Consider the following 13,984-nt stretch of genomic DNA (forward strand, 5'->3'; position numbering starts at 1 on the left):
GATCAGCATACCGACCGCCAACGGCCAGTACACCCGCTTGTCCACGCTGGACTTCCGCGGCAACCCACCCCAAGGCCGCACCTCGCAGACGTGGAAAGGCCCCCTCGCGCGGTGGTAGGACGCGCGAGGGGGCCGTCAGGTTCGGCGGTTACGCGGGTACCGAGGCCACACCCGGCGCCAGGAACGGCTTGCCGGTCACCTTCTGCGAAACGCCGGTCCGGTCCAGGTACGGCGTGATGCCGCCGAGCCAGAACGGCCAGCCCGCGCCGAGGATCAGGCACAGGTCGATGTCCTGCGCTTCCGCGACCACGCCCTCGTCGAGCATGATCCGGATCTCCTCGGCGATCGCGGCCAGCGCCCGCTCGCGCAGCTGCTCCGCGGTCGAGGGCTGGTCACCCTGCTGCCACAGCGCCGCGACCTCCGGGTCGACGCTCGGGTTGCCCTTGTCGTCCCACTGCCACACCGCGGTCTTGCCCGACGCGACGAACTTCTTCAGGTTCTCGCTCACCGGGAACCGGTCCGGGAACGCGCCGTGCAGCGTCTCGCCCACGTGCAGCGCGATCGCCGGGCCGACCAGCTGCATCAGCGTCAGCGGCGACATCGGCAGGCCCAGCGGCTCCAGCGCCCGGTCGGCCACGTCGAACGGGGTGCCCTCGTCGACCGCGGTCAGCACCTCGCCGAGGAAGCGCAGCAGCAGCCGGTTCACCACGAACGCCGGGGCGTCGGAGACCAGCACGCTGGACTTCTTCAGCTGCTTGCCGACCGCGAACGCCGTCGCCAGCGCCGCGTCGTCGGTCTGCTCGCCGCGCACGATCTCCAGCAGCGGCAGCACGGCCACCGGGTTGAAGAAGTGGAACCCGACGACCCGCTCCGGGTGCTGCAGCTTCGACGCCATCTCCGACACCGACAGCGACGAGGTGTTCGTCGCCAGGATCGCCTCGGGCTTGACGTAGTTCTCCAGGTCGCCGAAGACCTGCTGCTTGACACCCATCTCCTCGAACACGGCCTCGATCACGAAGTCCGCGTCCGCGAAGGCGGCCTTGTCCAGCGAGCCGCTGACCAGCGCCTTGAGCCGGTTCGCCTCGTCCGGCGAGATCCGCTTCTTGCCGAGCAGCTTGTCGATCTCACCGTGCACATAGGACACGCCCTTGTCGACGCGCGCCTGGTCCACGTCGGTCAGCACGACCGGGACCTTCAGGCGCCGCACGAACAGCAGCGCCAGCTGGCTCGCCATCAGGCCCGCGCCGACCACGCCGACCTTGGTCACCTTGCGTGCCAGCGACTTGTCCGGCGCGCCTGCCGGGCGCTTGGCCCGCTTGTTGACCAGGTTGAACGAGTACAGCCCGGCGCGCAGCGTGTCGTCCATCAGCAGCTGCGCCAGCGCCTGCGTCTCGGCCGCGTACCCGGCGTCGAGGTCGTTCGCGCGGGCGAGTTCGAGCAGCTCGACGGCCTTGGTCGCGCCCGGCGACGCGCCCTTGGTCTTGCCGTCCACGATGGCCTTGGCGCGGGCGATCGCCGCGTCCCAGCCTGCGCCGCGGTCGATCTCCTTGCGCTGCGGGGTGACCTGGCCGTTGACGACCTTCGCCAGCCACAGCAGGGACTGCTCGAGGAAGTCCGCGCTGCCCAGCAGCTCGTCCACGATGCCCAGCTGCGCGGCCTGCGCCGGCTTGAGCATCTTGTTCTGGTTCAGCGCGTTCTCGATGATCACGGTGACCGCGGCGTCCGGCCCGATCAGGTTCGGCAGCAGCTGCGTGCCGCCCCAGCCCGGGAACAGGCCGAGGAACACCTCGGGGAACGAGATCGCCGCGGCGGACTCCGACAGCGTGCGGTAGTGGCAGGACAGGGCCAGTTCGAGCCCGCCGCCCATGACCGCGCCGTTGACGAACGCGAAGGTCGGGATCGTCGAGTCGGTCAGGCGGCGGAACACCGCGTGGCCGGTCTCGGCGATCTCGTGCGCCAGGTTCGGGTCGCTGATCGCCTCGACGCCGGACAGGTCCGCGCCGACCGCGAAGATGAACGGCTTGCCGGTGACCGCGATGGCGGCCGGCTCCGCCGCGAACGCCTCGTCCAGCGCGGCGTTCAGGCTCACCAGGCCCTGCGGGCCGAACGTGGACGGGCGGGTGTGGTCGTGCCCGTTGTCCAACGTGATCAGCGCGACCTGCTTGTCCAGGCCGGGGACCCGGATCAGGCGCGTGGTGGCGCGGGTGACCACCTCGTCCGGGAAGGCGGCCTTGGCCTGCTCAACCGTGAACGTCACTTGTCACTCCCGTCGTACGCAGGGTTCTCCCAGATCACGGTGCCGCCCATGCCGAGGCCGATGCACATCGTGGTGATGCCGTAGCGGACCTCGGGGTGCTCGGCGAACTGGCGGGACAGCTGGGTCATCAGCCGCACGCCGGAGGAGGCCAGCGGGTGGCCGCAGGCGATCGCGCCGCCCCACGGGTTGACGCGCGGGTCGGTCTGCTCGATGCCGAAGTGGTCCAGGAAGGCCAGGACCTGCACGGCGAACGCCTCGTTGATCTCGAACAGGCCGATGTCGTCGATGGACAGCCCGGTCCGCTTGAGGAGCTTCTCGGTGGCCGGCACCGGGCCGACGCCCATGACCTCGGGGTCGACGCCGGCGAAGGAGTAGCCGACCATCCGCATCGCGACGGGCAGGCCCAGCTCGCGGGCGGTCTCCTCGTCGGCGAGGATCGCGCCGGTCGCGCCGTCGTTGAGGCCCGCGGCGTTGCCTGCGGTGACCCGGCCGTGCGGGCGGAACGGGGTCTTCAGGTTGGCCAGGGTTTCCACGGTGGTGCCCGGGCGGGGCGGCTCGTCCTCGGTGGCCAGGCCCCAGCCCAGCTCGGAGCGGATCGCGACCGGGACGAGCTCGGGGCCGATCTTGCCGGCCTTGACCGCGTCGGCGTAGCGCTCCTGGCTCTGCGCGGCGTACTCGTCCGCGCGGCGCTTGGTGATCGCCGGGAAGCGGTCGTGCAGGTTCTCCGCGGTCTGGCCCATGACGAGCGCGGACGGGTCGACGAGCTTGTCGGCGACGATGCGCGGGTTGGGGTCGACCCCTTCGCCCATCGGGTGGCGGCCCATGTGCTCGACACCGCCCGCGATGGCGATGTCGTAGGCGCCGAAGCCGATGCCGCCCGCGACCGTGGTGACCGCGGTCATCGCGCCGGCGCACATGCGGTCGATCGCGTAGCCCGGAACGGACCGCGGCAGGCCGGCCAGGAGGGCGGCCGTGCGGCCGATCGTCAGGCCCTGGTCGCCGGTCTGGGTCGTGGCGGCGATGGCGACGTCGTCGACCCGCTCCGGCGGCAGTTCCGGATGGCGGCGCAGCAGTTCGCGGATGACCTTGACCACGAGGTCGTCGGCCCTGGTGTTGGCGTAGATGCCCTTGTCACCCGCCTTGCCGAACGGGGTGCGGACCCCCTCGACGAAGGCCACGGTGCGCACCGCCCGCGCGGTCGGCGCAAGGGGGGTTGCAGCCACGATGTGCTCCCTCTGTCAGCTCTGGGACCGCCGGTTACCCGGCGGTAATGACGCCACTCTAGCCCCGGTTACCGATGGGTAACCAGTGTGGTGGGTAGGACCACCTTTTCGAGCGCCGCGAGAGCTGATCTTTGAACACAAGGTAGCTGGGTGGTCATCCCGTCGCCTGACACTGGACGATCACCTTGAGCCAGGGCCGCAACCCGGGCTCTCTCCGGCGGCCGAACATGCCAACCTTGCGGCCCTGGCTCAAGGTGATATGCACAAACCGGAAGGCGACGGGATGACCACCCAGCGACCACCTCGCCAAGGTGAGGTGAAGTGCTTTTCTGTCATCCCGGAGCCTGCCCGTCCGGCGAGGACTATCTTTTGATCTTTTCCGCCCTTCGGGCGGTGCGCCTCACGGCGCGCCGAAAGGTCACCTTCCGACCACCCCCGCCCCCGATGCCTGATTGTGTTTCAGTCGCCGAGCAGGCGTGTCAAGGCGGGAAAGCGTGCCTTGACACGCCTGGTCGGCGACTAAAGATCGGCTGTGGATCGGGGGCGGGGGAGGTCTGGTGCGTGGTCGGTCTTGTTCCGTTGCCGGCTTCCGGTTTGTCGGTTGTCGACAGAAAAAGCTGCCTTGCTCAGGCAGTCGCTTGCAACGCCTCGACCAGCACCGGTGCCGTCAGCTCCACCTGCCATGGGCGTGCCCCACCCGCGGCCAGCGCTGCCGAGACGGCCTCGAGGGTCCTGTCCTCGGGCGGGCGCCAGCAGGTGCGGCGCAACAGGTCCGGCAGCAGCAGGTTCTCCACCGGCAGCTGGTGGTGCTCGGCGATCTTCGCCAGGCCGGCACGGGCCGCGGCCAGGCGAGCCGCCGCGTCGGGGTCCTTGTCCGCCCATCGGTTCGCCGGGGGAGGGCCGTCGTTCGGTTGTGCCGGGTTGGGCAGCTGGTCGCGCGGCAGTTGGCGCGCCGCCTGGAGGTGGCGGAACCAGTTGCCCGTGTAGCGCCGCTGGACGCGGCCGCCGAAGACCGGCAGCGCCTGCAGCTCGGCCACGGACTTCGGCTCCGCCAGCACCGCGTTCACGATCGCGCTGTCGGGCAGCACCCGGCTCGGCGCGCGATCACGCTTGCGGGCCAGCTCGTCGCGGGCCTCCCACAGCGCGCGCACCGCCGCCAGGCCTCGCGCGGTGCGGACCTTGTGGATCCCCGACGTGCGCCGCCACGGCTCGGTCCGCGGCGGGGGCTGCGGGGCGGTCCGCACGGCCTCGAACTCCTGGCGCGCCCAGTCCAGCTTGCCCTGGGCATCCAGCTCGGCCTCGAGCTTCTCCCGCAGCGGGATCAGCAGCTCGACGTCCAGCGCCGCGTAGTTGAGCCAGTCCACCGGCAGCGGCCGCTTCGACCAGTCGGCCGCGCTGTGCCCCTTCTCCAGGTGGTAGCCCAGCAGCTTCTCCACCAGGGTGCCCAGCGCCACCCGCTCGTAGCCGGCCAGCCGCCCGGCCAGCTCGGTGTCGAACAGGCTGCCCGGAACCAGGTCCAGCTCCGCCAGGCACGGCAAGTCCTGCGAGGCGGCGTGCAGCACCCACTCCTCGCCGTTCAGCACGTCCTGCAACGGCCCCAGCCTGCCCTCCAGGGCGATGGGGTCCACGAGAACCGTGCCGGAGCCCTCCCGGCGCAACTGCACCAGGTAGGCCTTGGGCCAGTAGCGGTAGCCGGACGCGCGCTCGGTGTCCACCGCGATCGCGCCCGTGCCCGCCGCCAGCCGTTCACAGGCGCGCGCCAGCGCCGGCTCGTCCGCCACCACGTCCGGCGTTCCGTCGGCCGGCTCCTTGAGCGTGACCGGGACGTCCGGTTCGCTGGTATCAGGCACTTGATCTGCGGTTTCCACGTCGGTCAACCCTACGGGACGGGCGCACCGTCACCGGTACGCCCGTCCGTTGGGTCGTGTTATCGGCTGGGGATCAGCGGATGACGCCGGCTCGCATCGCCAGCGCCACCATCTGCGCCCGGTCCCCGGTGCCGAGCTTGCGCCCGATCCGGGACAGGTGCGACTTGACGGTGAGCGCCGACGAGGCTGAGCTCCTCGCCGATCTCCTTGTTGGACTGGCCGTCGGCGACCAGCTGCAGCACCTCCACCTCGCGCGCGGACAGCTCCCGCGGCGTGTTGTCGGTGCCCGGCACCCGCGTGCCGGTCGCCAGGACCGGGGCCACGCTCGGGTCCGCGTACACCCCGCCGTCCAGCACCCGGCGCACCCCGTCGGTCACCACCATGGGCGAGGCCGACTTCAGCAGATACGCCTGGGCGCCGGCCTGGAAAGCCGAGCGCACGGCATACGGGTCGTCGGACGAGGCGAGCACCACGATGCGGGGCCAGCCCTGGCTGCGGAGTTCCGTGACCAGGTCGATCCCGCTCCCGTCCGGCAGCCCGAGGTCAAGGATGGCCAGGTCGCACGGACCCGTCGCGGTCGCCCGCGCCCTCGCCTCCGCTACCGAGGCAGCTTCGTGTACGGTGCCCGCACCCATCTGTGCGAGTCGTGCGGCAATCGCCTCCCTCAGGAGCGGGTGGTCGTCGACCACCAGCACCGAAAACAGCTCTTCCCGCGGGTGCGGGACCATGCTCGCCGGCAAAGCACCGGCTGGCGTGGATCTGACGGCCTGCGACAAGCCGACGGCAGCCACGTCACTACCTCCCTGGAGTCGGTCGTGCCCCCCGACCGGCACCGGGTACTTTCGGCCGATCAGCCGCGCCAGCTCTAGACCGAAAGTGGTGTCGTCGAAGAGGCACTCTAGCCGCCGATCGCCTTCCGCGGGGGGATCGAACGGGTATCTATCTCGATCGGGTAGTTACTAGCTGGCATCGTTGTACCACGTTCGGAGTAATAAACTGCCCGTGGCTAACGCGTCGCAGAGTGCCAGCGATATGACCTTTTTGGGGGCAGGCTGCTGCGCGTGCATACGGACCGTGCATCTGCTCACGAACTGTGTTCTACGGTGTTCACCGGTTGGACCAGTCGCGTCATCAGATCGACGGATGTGAACTCTTTGCGCAGCGTAGGCGGCTCGTCTGGATCTGCGGAGAGCCCCCGCCCGGGATCGCCGGGGCGATCGGAGGCCGCGGGACCGAACTCTATCGACGCCGCCGCGGGCCGCGGAGTGAGGTCTACGTCACACTCGGCGCGTCGCGGGGTCGTTCAGCCGCTCTGGCGGTGGCCGAACAGCGACACCCCGACCGGCGGCAGCCCGGCCACGCTCGACATCAGCTGGCAGAACGCCTCGCCGTGCGGGCGCAGGTGCTGGTCCGACGGCGTCCACGACGCCCGCAGCTCCAGGTCGTCCGTGCGGGCGGGCCCGCTGATGTCGCCGAACCGCGCCGACGAGGTCTCGGTGACCGTGCCCCCCAGCGCGGTGAAGGACGCGCCCGAGGTCTCCAGCGCGTCGGTGAGCCACGACCAGCCGACCGCGGGCAGGAACGGGTCGCTGGCCAGTTCCCGGTCGATCTCCGCGCGCACGTAGACGACCATCCGCAGCACCCCGTCCCAGGACTCCGGGCCCTCCGGGTCGTGCAGCAGCACCAGGCGGCCGGTCGCCGTCACGTCCGCCGGGCCCGTCGCGTCGCAGCTGAGCGCGTAGGACCACGGGGCCAGGCGCTGCGGCGCGCGCACGGGTTCGAGGGTCATCTCCGGCCGGGGCCGGATCGCTTGCAACGCCGCGACAGCTTCACGGAACATCTCGGGCGCATGCGTCATCGCGGTCACAGCCCGACTGTAGGACGGCGAACGGGCACCTGGCGGCAGACGCGCCGAGGGAAGGGGCCCCGGGCCCGCGTGGCACCATGGTTGACGATGTCCACTACTGCGCAGTCGCGGCCACACACGGCCCGCCGGGACCTCGCCGGGTCCCCCTTCCTGGCCGCCGCCCGCGGCCGTCGTCCCGCGCGGCTGCCCGTCTGGTTCATGCGCCAGGCAGGCCGCTCGCTGCCCGAGTACCGCGCGCTGCGCGAGGGCGTGCCGATGCTCAAGGCGTGCTTCGACCCGGAGATGATCGCCGAGATCACGCTCCAGCCGGTCCGCCGCCTCGGCGTGGACGCCGCCGTCTTCTACAGCGACATCGTCGTCCCGCTGGTGGCCGCCGGCATCGACGTCGACATCGTGCCCGGCACCGGTCCGGTGGTGGCCGAGCCGGTGCGCGACGCCGCGGCGATCCGCCGCCTGCCCGCGCTGGACCCGGCGCGGCTGGAGCCGGTGCTGGACGGCGCCCGGCTGCTGGTCGAGCGGCTGGGCCAGACCCCCCTGATCGGGTTCGCCGGCGCGCCGTTCACGCTCGCCTCCTATCTCATCGAGGGCGGTCCCAGCCGCACCTTCGAGCGCACCAAGGCCCTCATGCGCTCCGAGCCGGAGGTGTGGCACGACCTGGCCGGACGGCTGGCCGACATCGCGGTGACCTTCCTGCGCGGCCAGATCGAAGCCGGCGCCGACGCGGTGCAGCTGTTCGACTCCTGGGCCGGCGCGCTGACGCTGCGCGAGTACCGCGAGTTCGTGCTGCCGCATTCGGCGCGCGTGCTCGGCGCGGTCGCGGACCTGGACGTGCCGCGGATCCACTTCGGCGTCGGCACCGGCGAGCTGCTGACCGCCATGCGCGAGGCCGGGGCCGACGTGGTCGGCGTCGACTGGCGCGTCCCGCTGGACGAGGCCGTGCGGCGGCTGACCGCACACGGCGAGCCCGCGCCGGTCGTGCAGGGCAACCTGGACCCGGCGCTGCTGCAGGCGTCCTGGCCGGTGATCGAGGCCGAGGTGCGCCGCATCGCCGCGGAGGGCCGCGCCGCCGCCGGGCACATCTTCAACCTCGGCCACGGCGTGCCCCCCGGCACCGATCCCGACGTGCTGGCCCGCGTCGTCGAGCTCGTCCACAGCCTGGAGGGCTGATGCACGTCGTGGTCGTCGGCGGGGGCGTGTCGGGCGCGGTCGCGGCGTACCGGCTGCGCGGCGCGCTCGGCGACGGCGCGGCGATCACCCTCGTCGAGGCCACGGACAGCCTCGGCGGCAAGCTGCGCACCGCCGAGGTCGCGGGCGTGCGCTACGACGTGGGCGCGGAGGCCTTCCTCGCCCGCCGCCCGGAAGGCGTGGGACTGGCAGCCGAGCTGGGGCTGGAGCTGGTCCACCCGGGGAAGGCCCGCTCGACCGTGCGGGCGGGCGGCCGCGTCGCCCCGCTGCCCGGCCGGACGCTGATGGGCATCCCTGGCTCGCCGGACGCCGTCGCGGAGGTGCTCTCGGACGCGGGCCGGGCGCGCGTGGCCGCCGAGCCGGACCTGCCCCCGGTGACACTGGAGTCCGACACCGCGCTGGGCGCCCTGCTGCGCGAGCGCTTCGGCGACGAACTCGTGGACCGGCTGGTCGACCCGCTGCTCGGCGGCGTCTACGCGGGCGGCGCCGACGGTCTCGGCCTGCGCGCCACCGTCCCCGCCCTGGCCACCGCGATCGATCGCGGCGCGCCCTCGCTGACCGCGGCCGCGGCCTCACTGATCCCCGCCACGCCCAGCAGCGCGCCGGTGTTCGGCACCCTGCCCGGCGGGCTCGGCACGCTCGTCGACCGGCTCGTCGAGCTGGCCAAGCCGGACATCCGCCTCGGACGGCCGGTCACCGCGCTGCGGCGGCGGGAGAGCGGCTGGCAGCTGGAGATCGGCGACGAGCTGATCGACGCCGACGCCGTCCTGCTCGCGGTGCCCGCGCCGGCGGCCCGCAAGCTGCTCGACGGTGTCGCGCCGGCCGCGTCGTCGGCGCTCGGAGAGGTCGAGCTGGCCTCCATGGCGGTCGTGGCGATGGCCCTGCCGCCGGGCACCGAGCTGCCGGACGCGTCCGGCGTGCTGATCGGGGCGCGGGAACGCCGTGCCGACGGCGAGCCGTTCGCCGCGAAGGCCTTCACCTTCTCCACCCGCAAGTGGCCGCACCTGGACACCGGTCCGGTGCTGGTCCGCGGCTCGGTCGGCCGCTTCCGCGAGCCCGGCGCGCTGCACCGCGACGACGACGACCTCGTCCGCCTGGTGCGCGACGACCTCGCCGAGCTGACCGGGATCACGGCCGAGCCGATCGACGTCGTGGTGACCCGCTGGGGCGGCGGGCTGCCGCAGTACGGGCCGGGCCACCTCGACCTGGTCGAGCGCGCCGAGCGGGCCGTCGCCGAGTTGCCCGGGCTGGCGCTGGCCGGGGCCGCCCTGCACGGCGTCGGGGTGCCGGCGTGCATCGCGACGGCCACCGCGGCCGCGACCCGCATCACCTCACAGCTGGTGCGCTAGCAGCGGGTTTCCGCGCAGTGCCAAGATGGGGGCATGGCGCGGCTGAACTATCAGGAGCTCAACGACACCATCCGCTACACCGCCTGGTCGGTGTTCCGGGTCGAGCCGGGGCGGCTCCCCGAGGATCGCGGCCAGGCCGCGACCGAGACCACCGAGTACCTCGACGCCCTGGAGGGCAAGGGGGTCGTGGTGCGCGGCGTCTACGACGTCGCCGGGCTGCGGGCCGACGCCGACTACATGATCTGGTGGCACGCCGAGACCCCGGAGCAGGTGCAGGCCGCCTACACCGGGTTCCGCCGCACCCCGCTGGGCCGGGTGTCGACGCCGGTGTGGAGCCAGTTCGCGCTGCACCGCCCCGCGGAGTTCAACCGCAGCCACATCCCCGCCTTCCTGGCCGGGGAGGAGGCGCGCAAGTACGTCTGCGTGTACCCGTTCGTCCGTTCCTACGAGTGGTACCTGCTGCCGGACGCCGAGCGCCGCAAGATGCTCGCCGACCATGGCAAGGAGGCCCGCGACTACCCGGACGTGCGCGCGAACACGGTGGCGTCGTTCGCGCTGGGCGACTACGAGTGGATCCTCGCGTTCGAGGCCGACGAGCTGCACCGCATCGTCGACCTGATGCGGCACCTGCGCGGTACCGAGGCGCGGCGCCACGTGCGGGAGGAGATCCCGTTCTACACCGGCACGAAGGTCGTTCCGGCCGAGCTGATCCTGAACCTGCCGTAGGTGTTCGGCGCGCTGTGGCGCGACCTGACCGGTGAGGCGCCGGGCCCGGTCGAGTTCACCGGCCCGGAATCGGTGTTGCCGGGGCCGTACCGGGTGGCGGCGGCCGCGTCGACGAGCGTCGCCGCGGCCACCCTGGCCGCCGCGGAGTTGTTGCGGCTGCGCGGAATCGACCCCGGTGCGGTGTCGGTCGACACGCGGCACGCCGCGGCAGCGTTCTCCAGCGAGAAGCTGGTGCGGGTGGACGGCGAGCCGCCCGGGGACGCGTGGGCGCCGCTGTCCGGCGACTACCGCGCGGCCGACGGCTGGGTCCGGCTGCACTGCAACTATCCCCACCACGCGGCGGCGGTGTGCCGCGCGCTCGGGGTTCCGGAGGACCGCGCGGCGGTGGTGTCGGCGGTTGCCACCCGGGACGCCTGGGACCTGCAGGAGGCCGTGGTCGCCTCGGGCGGGGCGGCGGCCGCGATGCGCACCCGCGAGGAGTGGCTGGACAGCCCGATGGGGCGGGCGCTGGACGGCCCGCTCGTGGTGCAGGAACTGGTGGGGACGGCCCCGGCGCGGCCGTTGCCGGAGTCGCCACGGCCGCTGGGCGGAGTGCGGGTGCTGGACCTGACGCACGTGATCGCCGGCCCGGTCGCCGGCCGGGTGCTGGCCGCGCACGGCGCGGACGTCCTGCACATCGGGGCCGCGCACCTGCCGGTCGTGCACCCGCTGGTGATCGACACCGGGATGGGCAAGCGCTCGGCGCACCTGGACTTGCGCACCGAAGCCGGGCGTTCCGCGTTGTGGCGCCTGATCGGTTCGGCGGATGTCGTGTTGCAGTCCTTCCGGCCGGGGGCGCTGGCCGGGCTGGGGTTCACGGCGGAGCGGCTGGCGGCGGCGCGGCCCGGGATCGTGCTGGTGGAGCTGAACGCGTGGGGCTGGGAGGGCCCGTGGCGGGGACGGCGCGGGTTCGACAGCCTGGTGCAGATGGCGTCGGGAATCGCCTGGAACGCCGAGGAACCGCGGCCGTTGCCCGTGCAGGCGCTGGACCATGCGACGGGCTGGCTGGCCGCCGCGGCGACGATGATCGCCCTGCGGAAGCGGGCGGCCGAGGGCGGGAGCCGGCGGGTGCGCCTGGCGCTGGCCCGGACCGGGCGGTGGCTCGACGGACTGGGCCGGGTGCCGGGTGGATCCACTGTGGACTTCTCGGAGTTCCTTGCCGAGACCGGGAGCGGGTTCGGCTTGGTGCGGCATGTGACTTGTCCGGGTGGGATGGTGCCGCGGCCGATGTGGACTGCGGGGCCGCCGCTGCCGGGGAGGTCGGCCGCGGAGTGGCTGTAGCGCCGTCCTGGGAGTAACGCACCCTGGTTGGCCCGCTCCGGTCGCCGCAGGATCGGGAGGTGATGGCAGCGATAGGAGGGAGCGGGATGCCGGGACGGCTGGACGGCAAGGTCGCGTTGATCACGGGCGCGTCGGGTGGGATCGGGGCGGCCACGGCGGCCCTGTTCGCCCGGGAGGGGGCGCGGCTGGTGCTGGGTGATGTCACCGGGAGCGGGCCGGAGCGGGAGGACGCGCTGCGCGTGCACCTCGACGTCTCCTCGGCGCGGGACTGGCAGACCGCTCTGGCCAGGACGACGGAGCGCTTCGGCCGGCTGGACGTGCTCGTCAACGTCGCGGGAATCGTGGACTGGCCGGGCATCGAGGACACCGCCGAGGCCGGCTGGGACCGGGTGATCGCGGTGAACCAGAAGGGCACCTGGCTGGGCATGAAGACCGCGATGCCGTTGCTGCGCGCGAGCGGGAACGCGTCGGTGGTCAACGTGTCCTCGATCCTCGGCATCATCGGCGGCGGGTCGGCCGCGGCCTACCACGCCTCGAAGGGCGCGGTGCGGCTGCTGACCAAGACGGCGGCCGTCGAGTACGCGACGAGAGGGGTGCGGGTCAACTCCGTGCACCCCGGCGTCATCGCGACACCGATGATCCAGGACATCCTCGACGCCGAGGGCGACGAGCAGGCCGACATCCAGCGCACCCCGATGAAACGGGCGGGCACACCGGACGAGATCGCCGCGGCGATCCTGTTCCTCGCCTCCGACGAGTCGTCCTTCGTCACGGGCGCGGAGATCGTCGTCGACGGCGGCATCACGGCGCACTAGCCGGGGGCTGGCGCGGGGAGCTGGTCAGCGGGTGAAGCGGGACCACCAGCGCCGCCGGGGGAGTTCGCCCCGGTCGGCGAGCCAGGCGGCGAAGTTCGCGGCGTCCTGGCGGTAGCCGGTGCCGTCGGTGCGGGGGGTGGCCTCGGCGTAGGCGTCGAACAGGGGGCGGAACCGGTCGCCGAGCGTGCGGAACAGGTCGGGCCTCAGATCGGCGACGATGTTGCGGCGCTTCGCCCGCAGGGCGAGCACCTCGGCGGCCACCCGGCCGGAGTCGAAGCCCGCCGGGGGAGGTCCGCCTGCCAGCAGGGCGCGCAGCAGCTCGGCCTGCCGCGCCGCGAGGTCTTCTCGGCTGCTCACAGGCGGTCCTGGTCCGCGGCCGGCAGGGTGTGCGGCAGTCCGGCGTGGCGGGCGGCGAGGTCTTCCCGGCCGTTCACAGGCGGTCCCGGTCCGCGGCCGGCAGGGTGTGCGGCAGTCCGGCGTGGCGGGCGGCGAGGTCTTCCCGGCCGCTCACAGGCGCTCCCGGATCGCGGCCAGTTCCGCGGCCAGCTCGTCGTCCGGTGGGTAGGCGCCGTCGCGTTCCAGGAGTGCCCCGGGTGGCTCCGTCCGGCGCCGCAACTCGGTCAGCAGGTCGAGCACCTCCGGCAGCACCGGGTGGGTGTGCGTGTCGTGGTAGATGCCGTCGGCCTCGACGCCCCCGGCGACGTGCACGTACGCCACCCGCTCCAACGGCACCTCCGCCAGGAACTCCACCGGGTCCGCGCCCAGGTTCCGCGCGTTCGCATACAGGTTCGCCACGTCCACGATCAGCAGGCACCCGGTCCGCGACGTCAGCTCGGCCAGGAACGCCGCCTCGCTCATCTCGGCGTCCGGCCACTCCAGCAACGCGGCGATGTTCTCCAGCGCGAACGGCCTGCCGACGATCGACTGCGCCAGCCGCACGTTCTCGACCAGCACGTCCAGCGCCTCCCGCGTACGGGGCAGGGGCACCAGGTGCCCCGCGTCCAGCCCGCCCGCGCGCACGAAGCACACGTGGTCGCTGGCCAGCGGCGCGTCCAGCTCGTCCGCGACCGCCGCGAGGTGCTCCACCCGCCGCGTTTCCAGCGGCTCCGCCCCGCCCAGAGACAGCGACACCGCGTGCGGCAACACCGGCAGCCCCCGCTCCCGCAGCTCCACCAGCGCCGCGGGCAGGCGACCCGGGTGCAGGTTCTCCGCGATCACCTCGACCCACTCCACACCCGGCAGCCGCGCGATGGACAGGTCGATCTCCGGCCGCCACCCGATGCCGACGCCCAGCCGGTCAACCGCCACCGCAACCACCTCCACCACCGTCGCAGCCGAGCCCGCCGCAGGCCGACGTGGGCCGCCGCGCCGCGT

General features: G+C 72.8%; 11 protein-coding genes and 1 pseudogene. 5 read left to right on the forward strand and 7 right to left on the reverse strand.

All coding sequences use genetic code 11. From position 1 onward, the window contains the following. Nucleotides 1–148 precede the first annotated feature (148 nt). The 5 genes and pseudogenes from AMYTH_RS0141080 to AMYTH_RS0141100 form a co-directional block, all read right to left on the reverse strand. Nucleotides 149–2,257: a 3-hydroxyacyl-CoA dehydrogenase NAD-binding domain-containing protein gene (locus AMYTH_RS0141080; protein ID WP_027935120.1), complete on the reverse strand. Its 2,109-nt coding sequence runs from the start codon at nucleotides 2,255–2,257 to the stop codon at nucleotides 149–151. Continuing rightward, nucleotides 2,254–3,444 carry a thiolase family protein gene (locus tag AMYTH_RS0141085; RefSeq protein ID WP_027935121.1) on the reverse strand — a complete coding sequence of 397 codons (1,191 nt, stop codon included), beginning with the start codon at nucleotides 3,442–3,444 and terminating at the stop codon, nucleotides 2,254–2,256. Before AMYTH_RS0141085 ends, AMYTH_RS0141080 begins: the two co-directional genes overlap by 4 nt. A 662-nt stretch (nucleotides 3,445–4,106) precedes the next feature. Further along, nucleotides 4,107–5,330: a ribonuclease D gene (locus AMYTH_RS0141090; RefSeq protein ID WP_027935122.1), complete on the reverse strand. Its 1,224-nt coding sequence runs from the start codon at nucleotides 5,328–5,330 to the stop codon at nucleotides 4,107–4,109. A 91-nt stretch (nucleotides 5,331–5,421) separates the two neighbouring features. Further along, nucleotides 5,422–6,139, reverse strand: a pseudogene (locus AMYTH_RS46555) (response regulator). A 512-nt stretch (nucleotides 6,140–6,651) separates the two neighbouring features. Next, on the reverse strand, nucleotides 6,652–7,215 hold the full coding sequence (locus tag AMYTH_RS0141100) for a DUF3000 domain-containing protein (protein WP_027935123.1): 564 nt from the start codon (nucleotides 7,213–7,215) through the stop codon (nucleotides 6,652–6,654). Nucleotides 7,216–7,302: 87 nt separating this feature from the next. Between AMYTH_RS0141100 and hemE the strand changes: the two genes are divergently transcribed. The 5 genes from hemE (at nucleotide 7,303) to AMYTH_RS0141125 (ending at nucleotide 12,610) form a co-directional block, all read left to right on the forward strand. Continuing rightward, nucleotides 7,303–8,382: a uroporphyrinogen decarboxylase gene (gene hemE / locus AMYTH_RS0141105; protein WP_027935124.1), complete on the forward strand. Its 1,080-nt coding sequence runs from the start codon at nucleotides 7,303–7,305 to the stop codon at nucleotides 8,380–8,382. After that, nucleotides 8,382–9,749, forward strand: a complete 1,368-nt coding sequence (gene hemG / locus AMYTH_RS0141110) for a protoporphyrinogen oxidase (RefSeq protein ID WP_027935125.1) — start codon at nucleotides 8,382–8,384, stop codon at nucleotides 9,747–9,749. Before hemE ends, hemG begins: the two co-directional genes overlap by 1 nt. 33 nt (nucleotides 9,750–9,782) lie before the next feature. After that, the gene (gene hemQ, locus AMYTH_RS0141115) at nucleotides 9,783–10,475 is read left to right on the forward strand and encodes a hydrogen peroxide-dependent heme synthase (RefSeq protein WP_017983668.1); all 693 of its coding nucleotides are present in this window, start codon (nucleotides 9,783–9,785) and stop codon (nucleotides 10,473–10,475) included. Beyond that, nucleotides 10,476–11,795 (forward strand): CoA transferase, encoded by a 1,320-nt coding sequence (locus tag AMYTH_RS0141120; protein WP_027935126.1) that lies wholly within the window; start codon nucleotides 10,476–10,478, stop codon nucleotides 11,793–11,795. Between the two features lie 86 nt (nucleotides 11,796–11,881). Next, entirely contained in the window at nucleotides 11,882–12,610 is a 729-nt protein-coding gene (locus AMYTH_RS0141125; RefSeq protein WP_027935127.1) for an SDR family NAD(P)-dependent oxidoreductase, read from the forward strand. A gap of 24 nt (nucleotides 12,611–12,634) precedes the next feature. Here AMYTH_RS0141125 and AMYTH_RS0141130 read toward each other — a convergent pair whose 3' ends face one another. Together AMYTH_RS0141130 and AMYTH_RS0141145 are read right to left on the reverse strand one after the other, a co-directional pair. Next, entirely contained in the window at nucleotides 12,635–12,967 is a 333-nt protein-coding gene (locus AMYTH_RS0141130) for a hypothetical protein (protein WP_027935128.1), read from the reverse strand. Nucleotides 12,968–13,117: 150 nt separating this feature from the next. After that, on the reverse strand, nucleotides 13,118–13,918 hold the full coding sequence (locus tag AMYTH_RS0141145; RefSeq protein ID WP_228685177.1) for a DUF692 domain-containing protein: 801 nt from the start codon (nucleotides 13,916–13,918) through the stop codon (nucleotides 13,118–13,120). Between the last annotated feature and the right edge of the window lie 66 nt (nucleotides 13,919–13,984).

Source organism: Amycolatopsis thermoflava N1165, from assembly GCF_000473265.1.
Lineage (GTDB): Bacteria > Actinomycetota > Actinomycetes > Mycobacteriales > Pseudonocardiaceae > Amycolatopsis_E > Amycolatopsis_E thermoflava.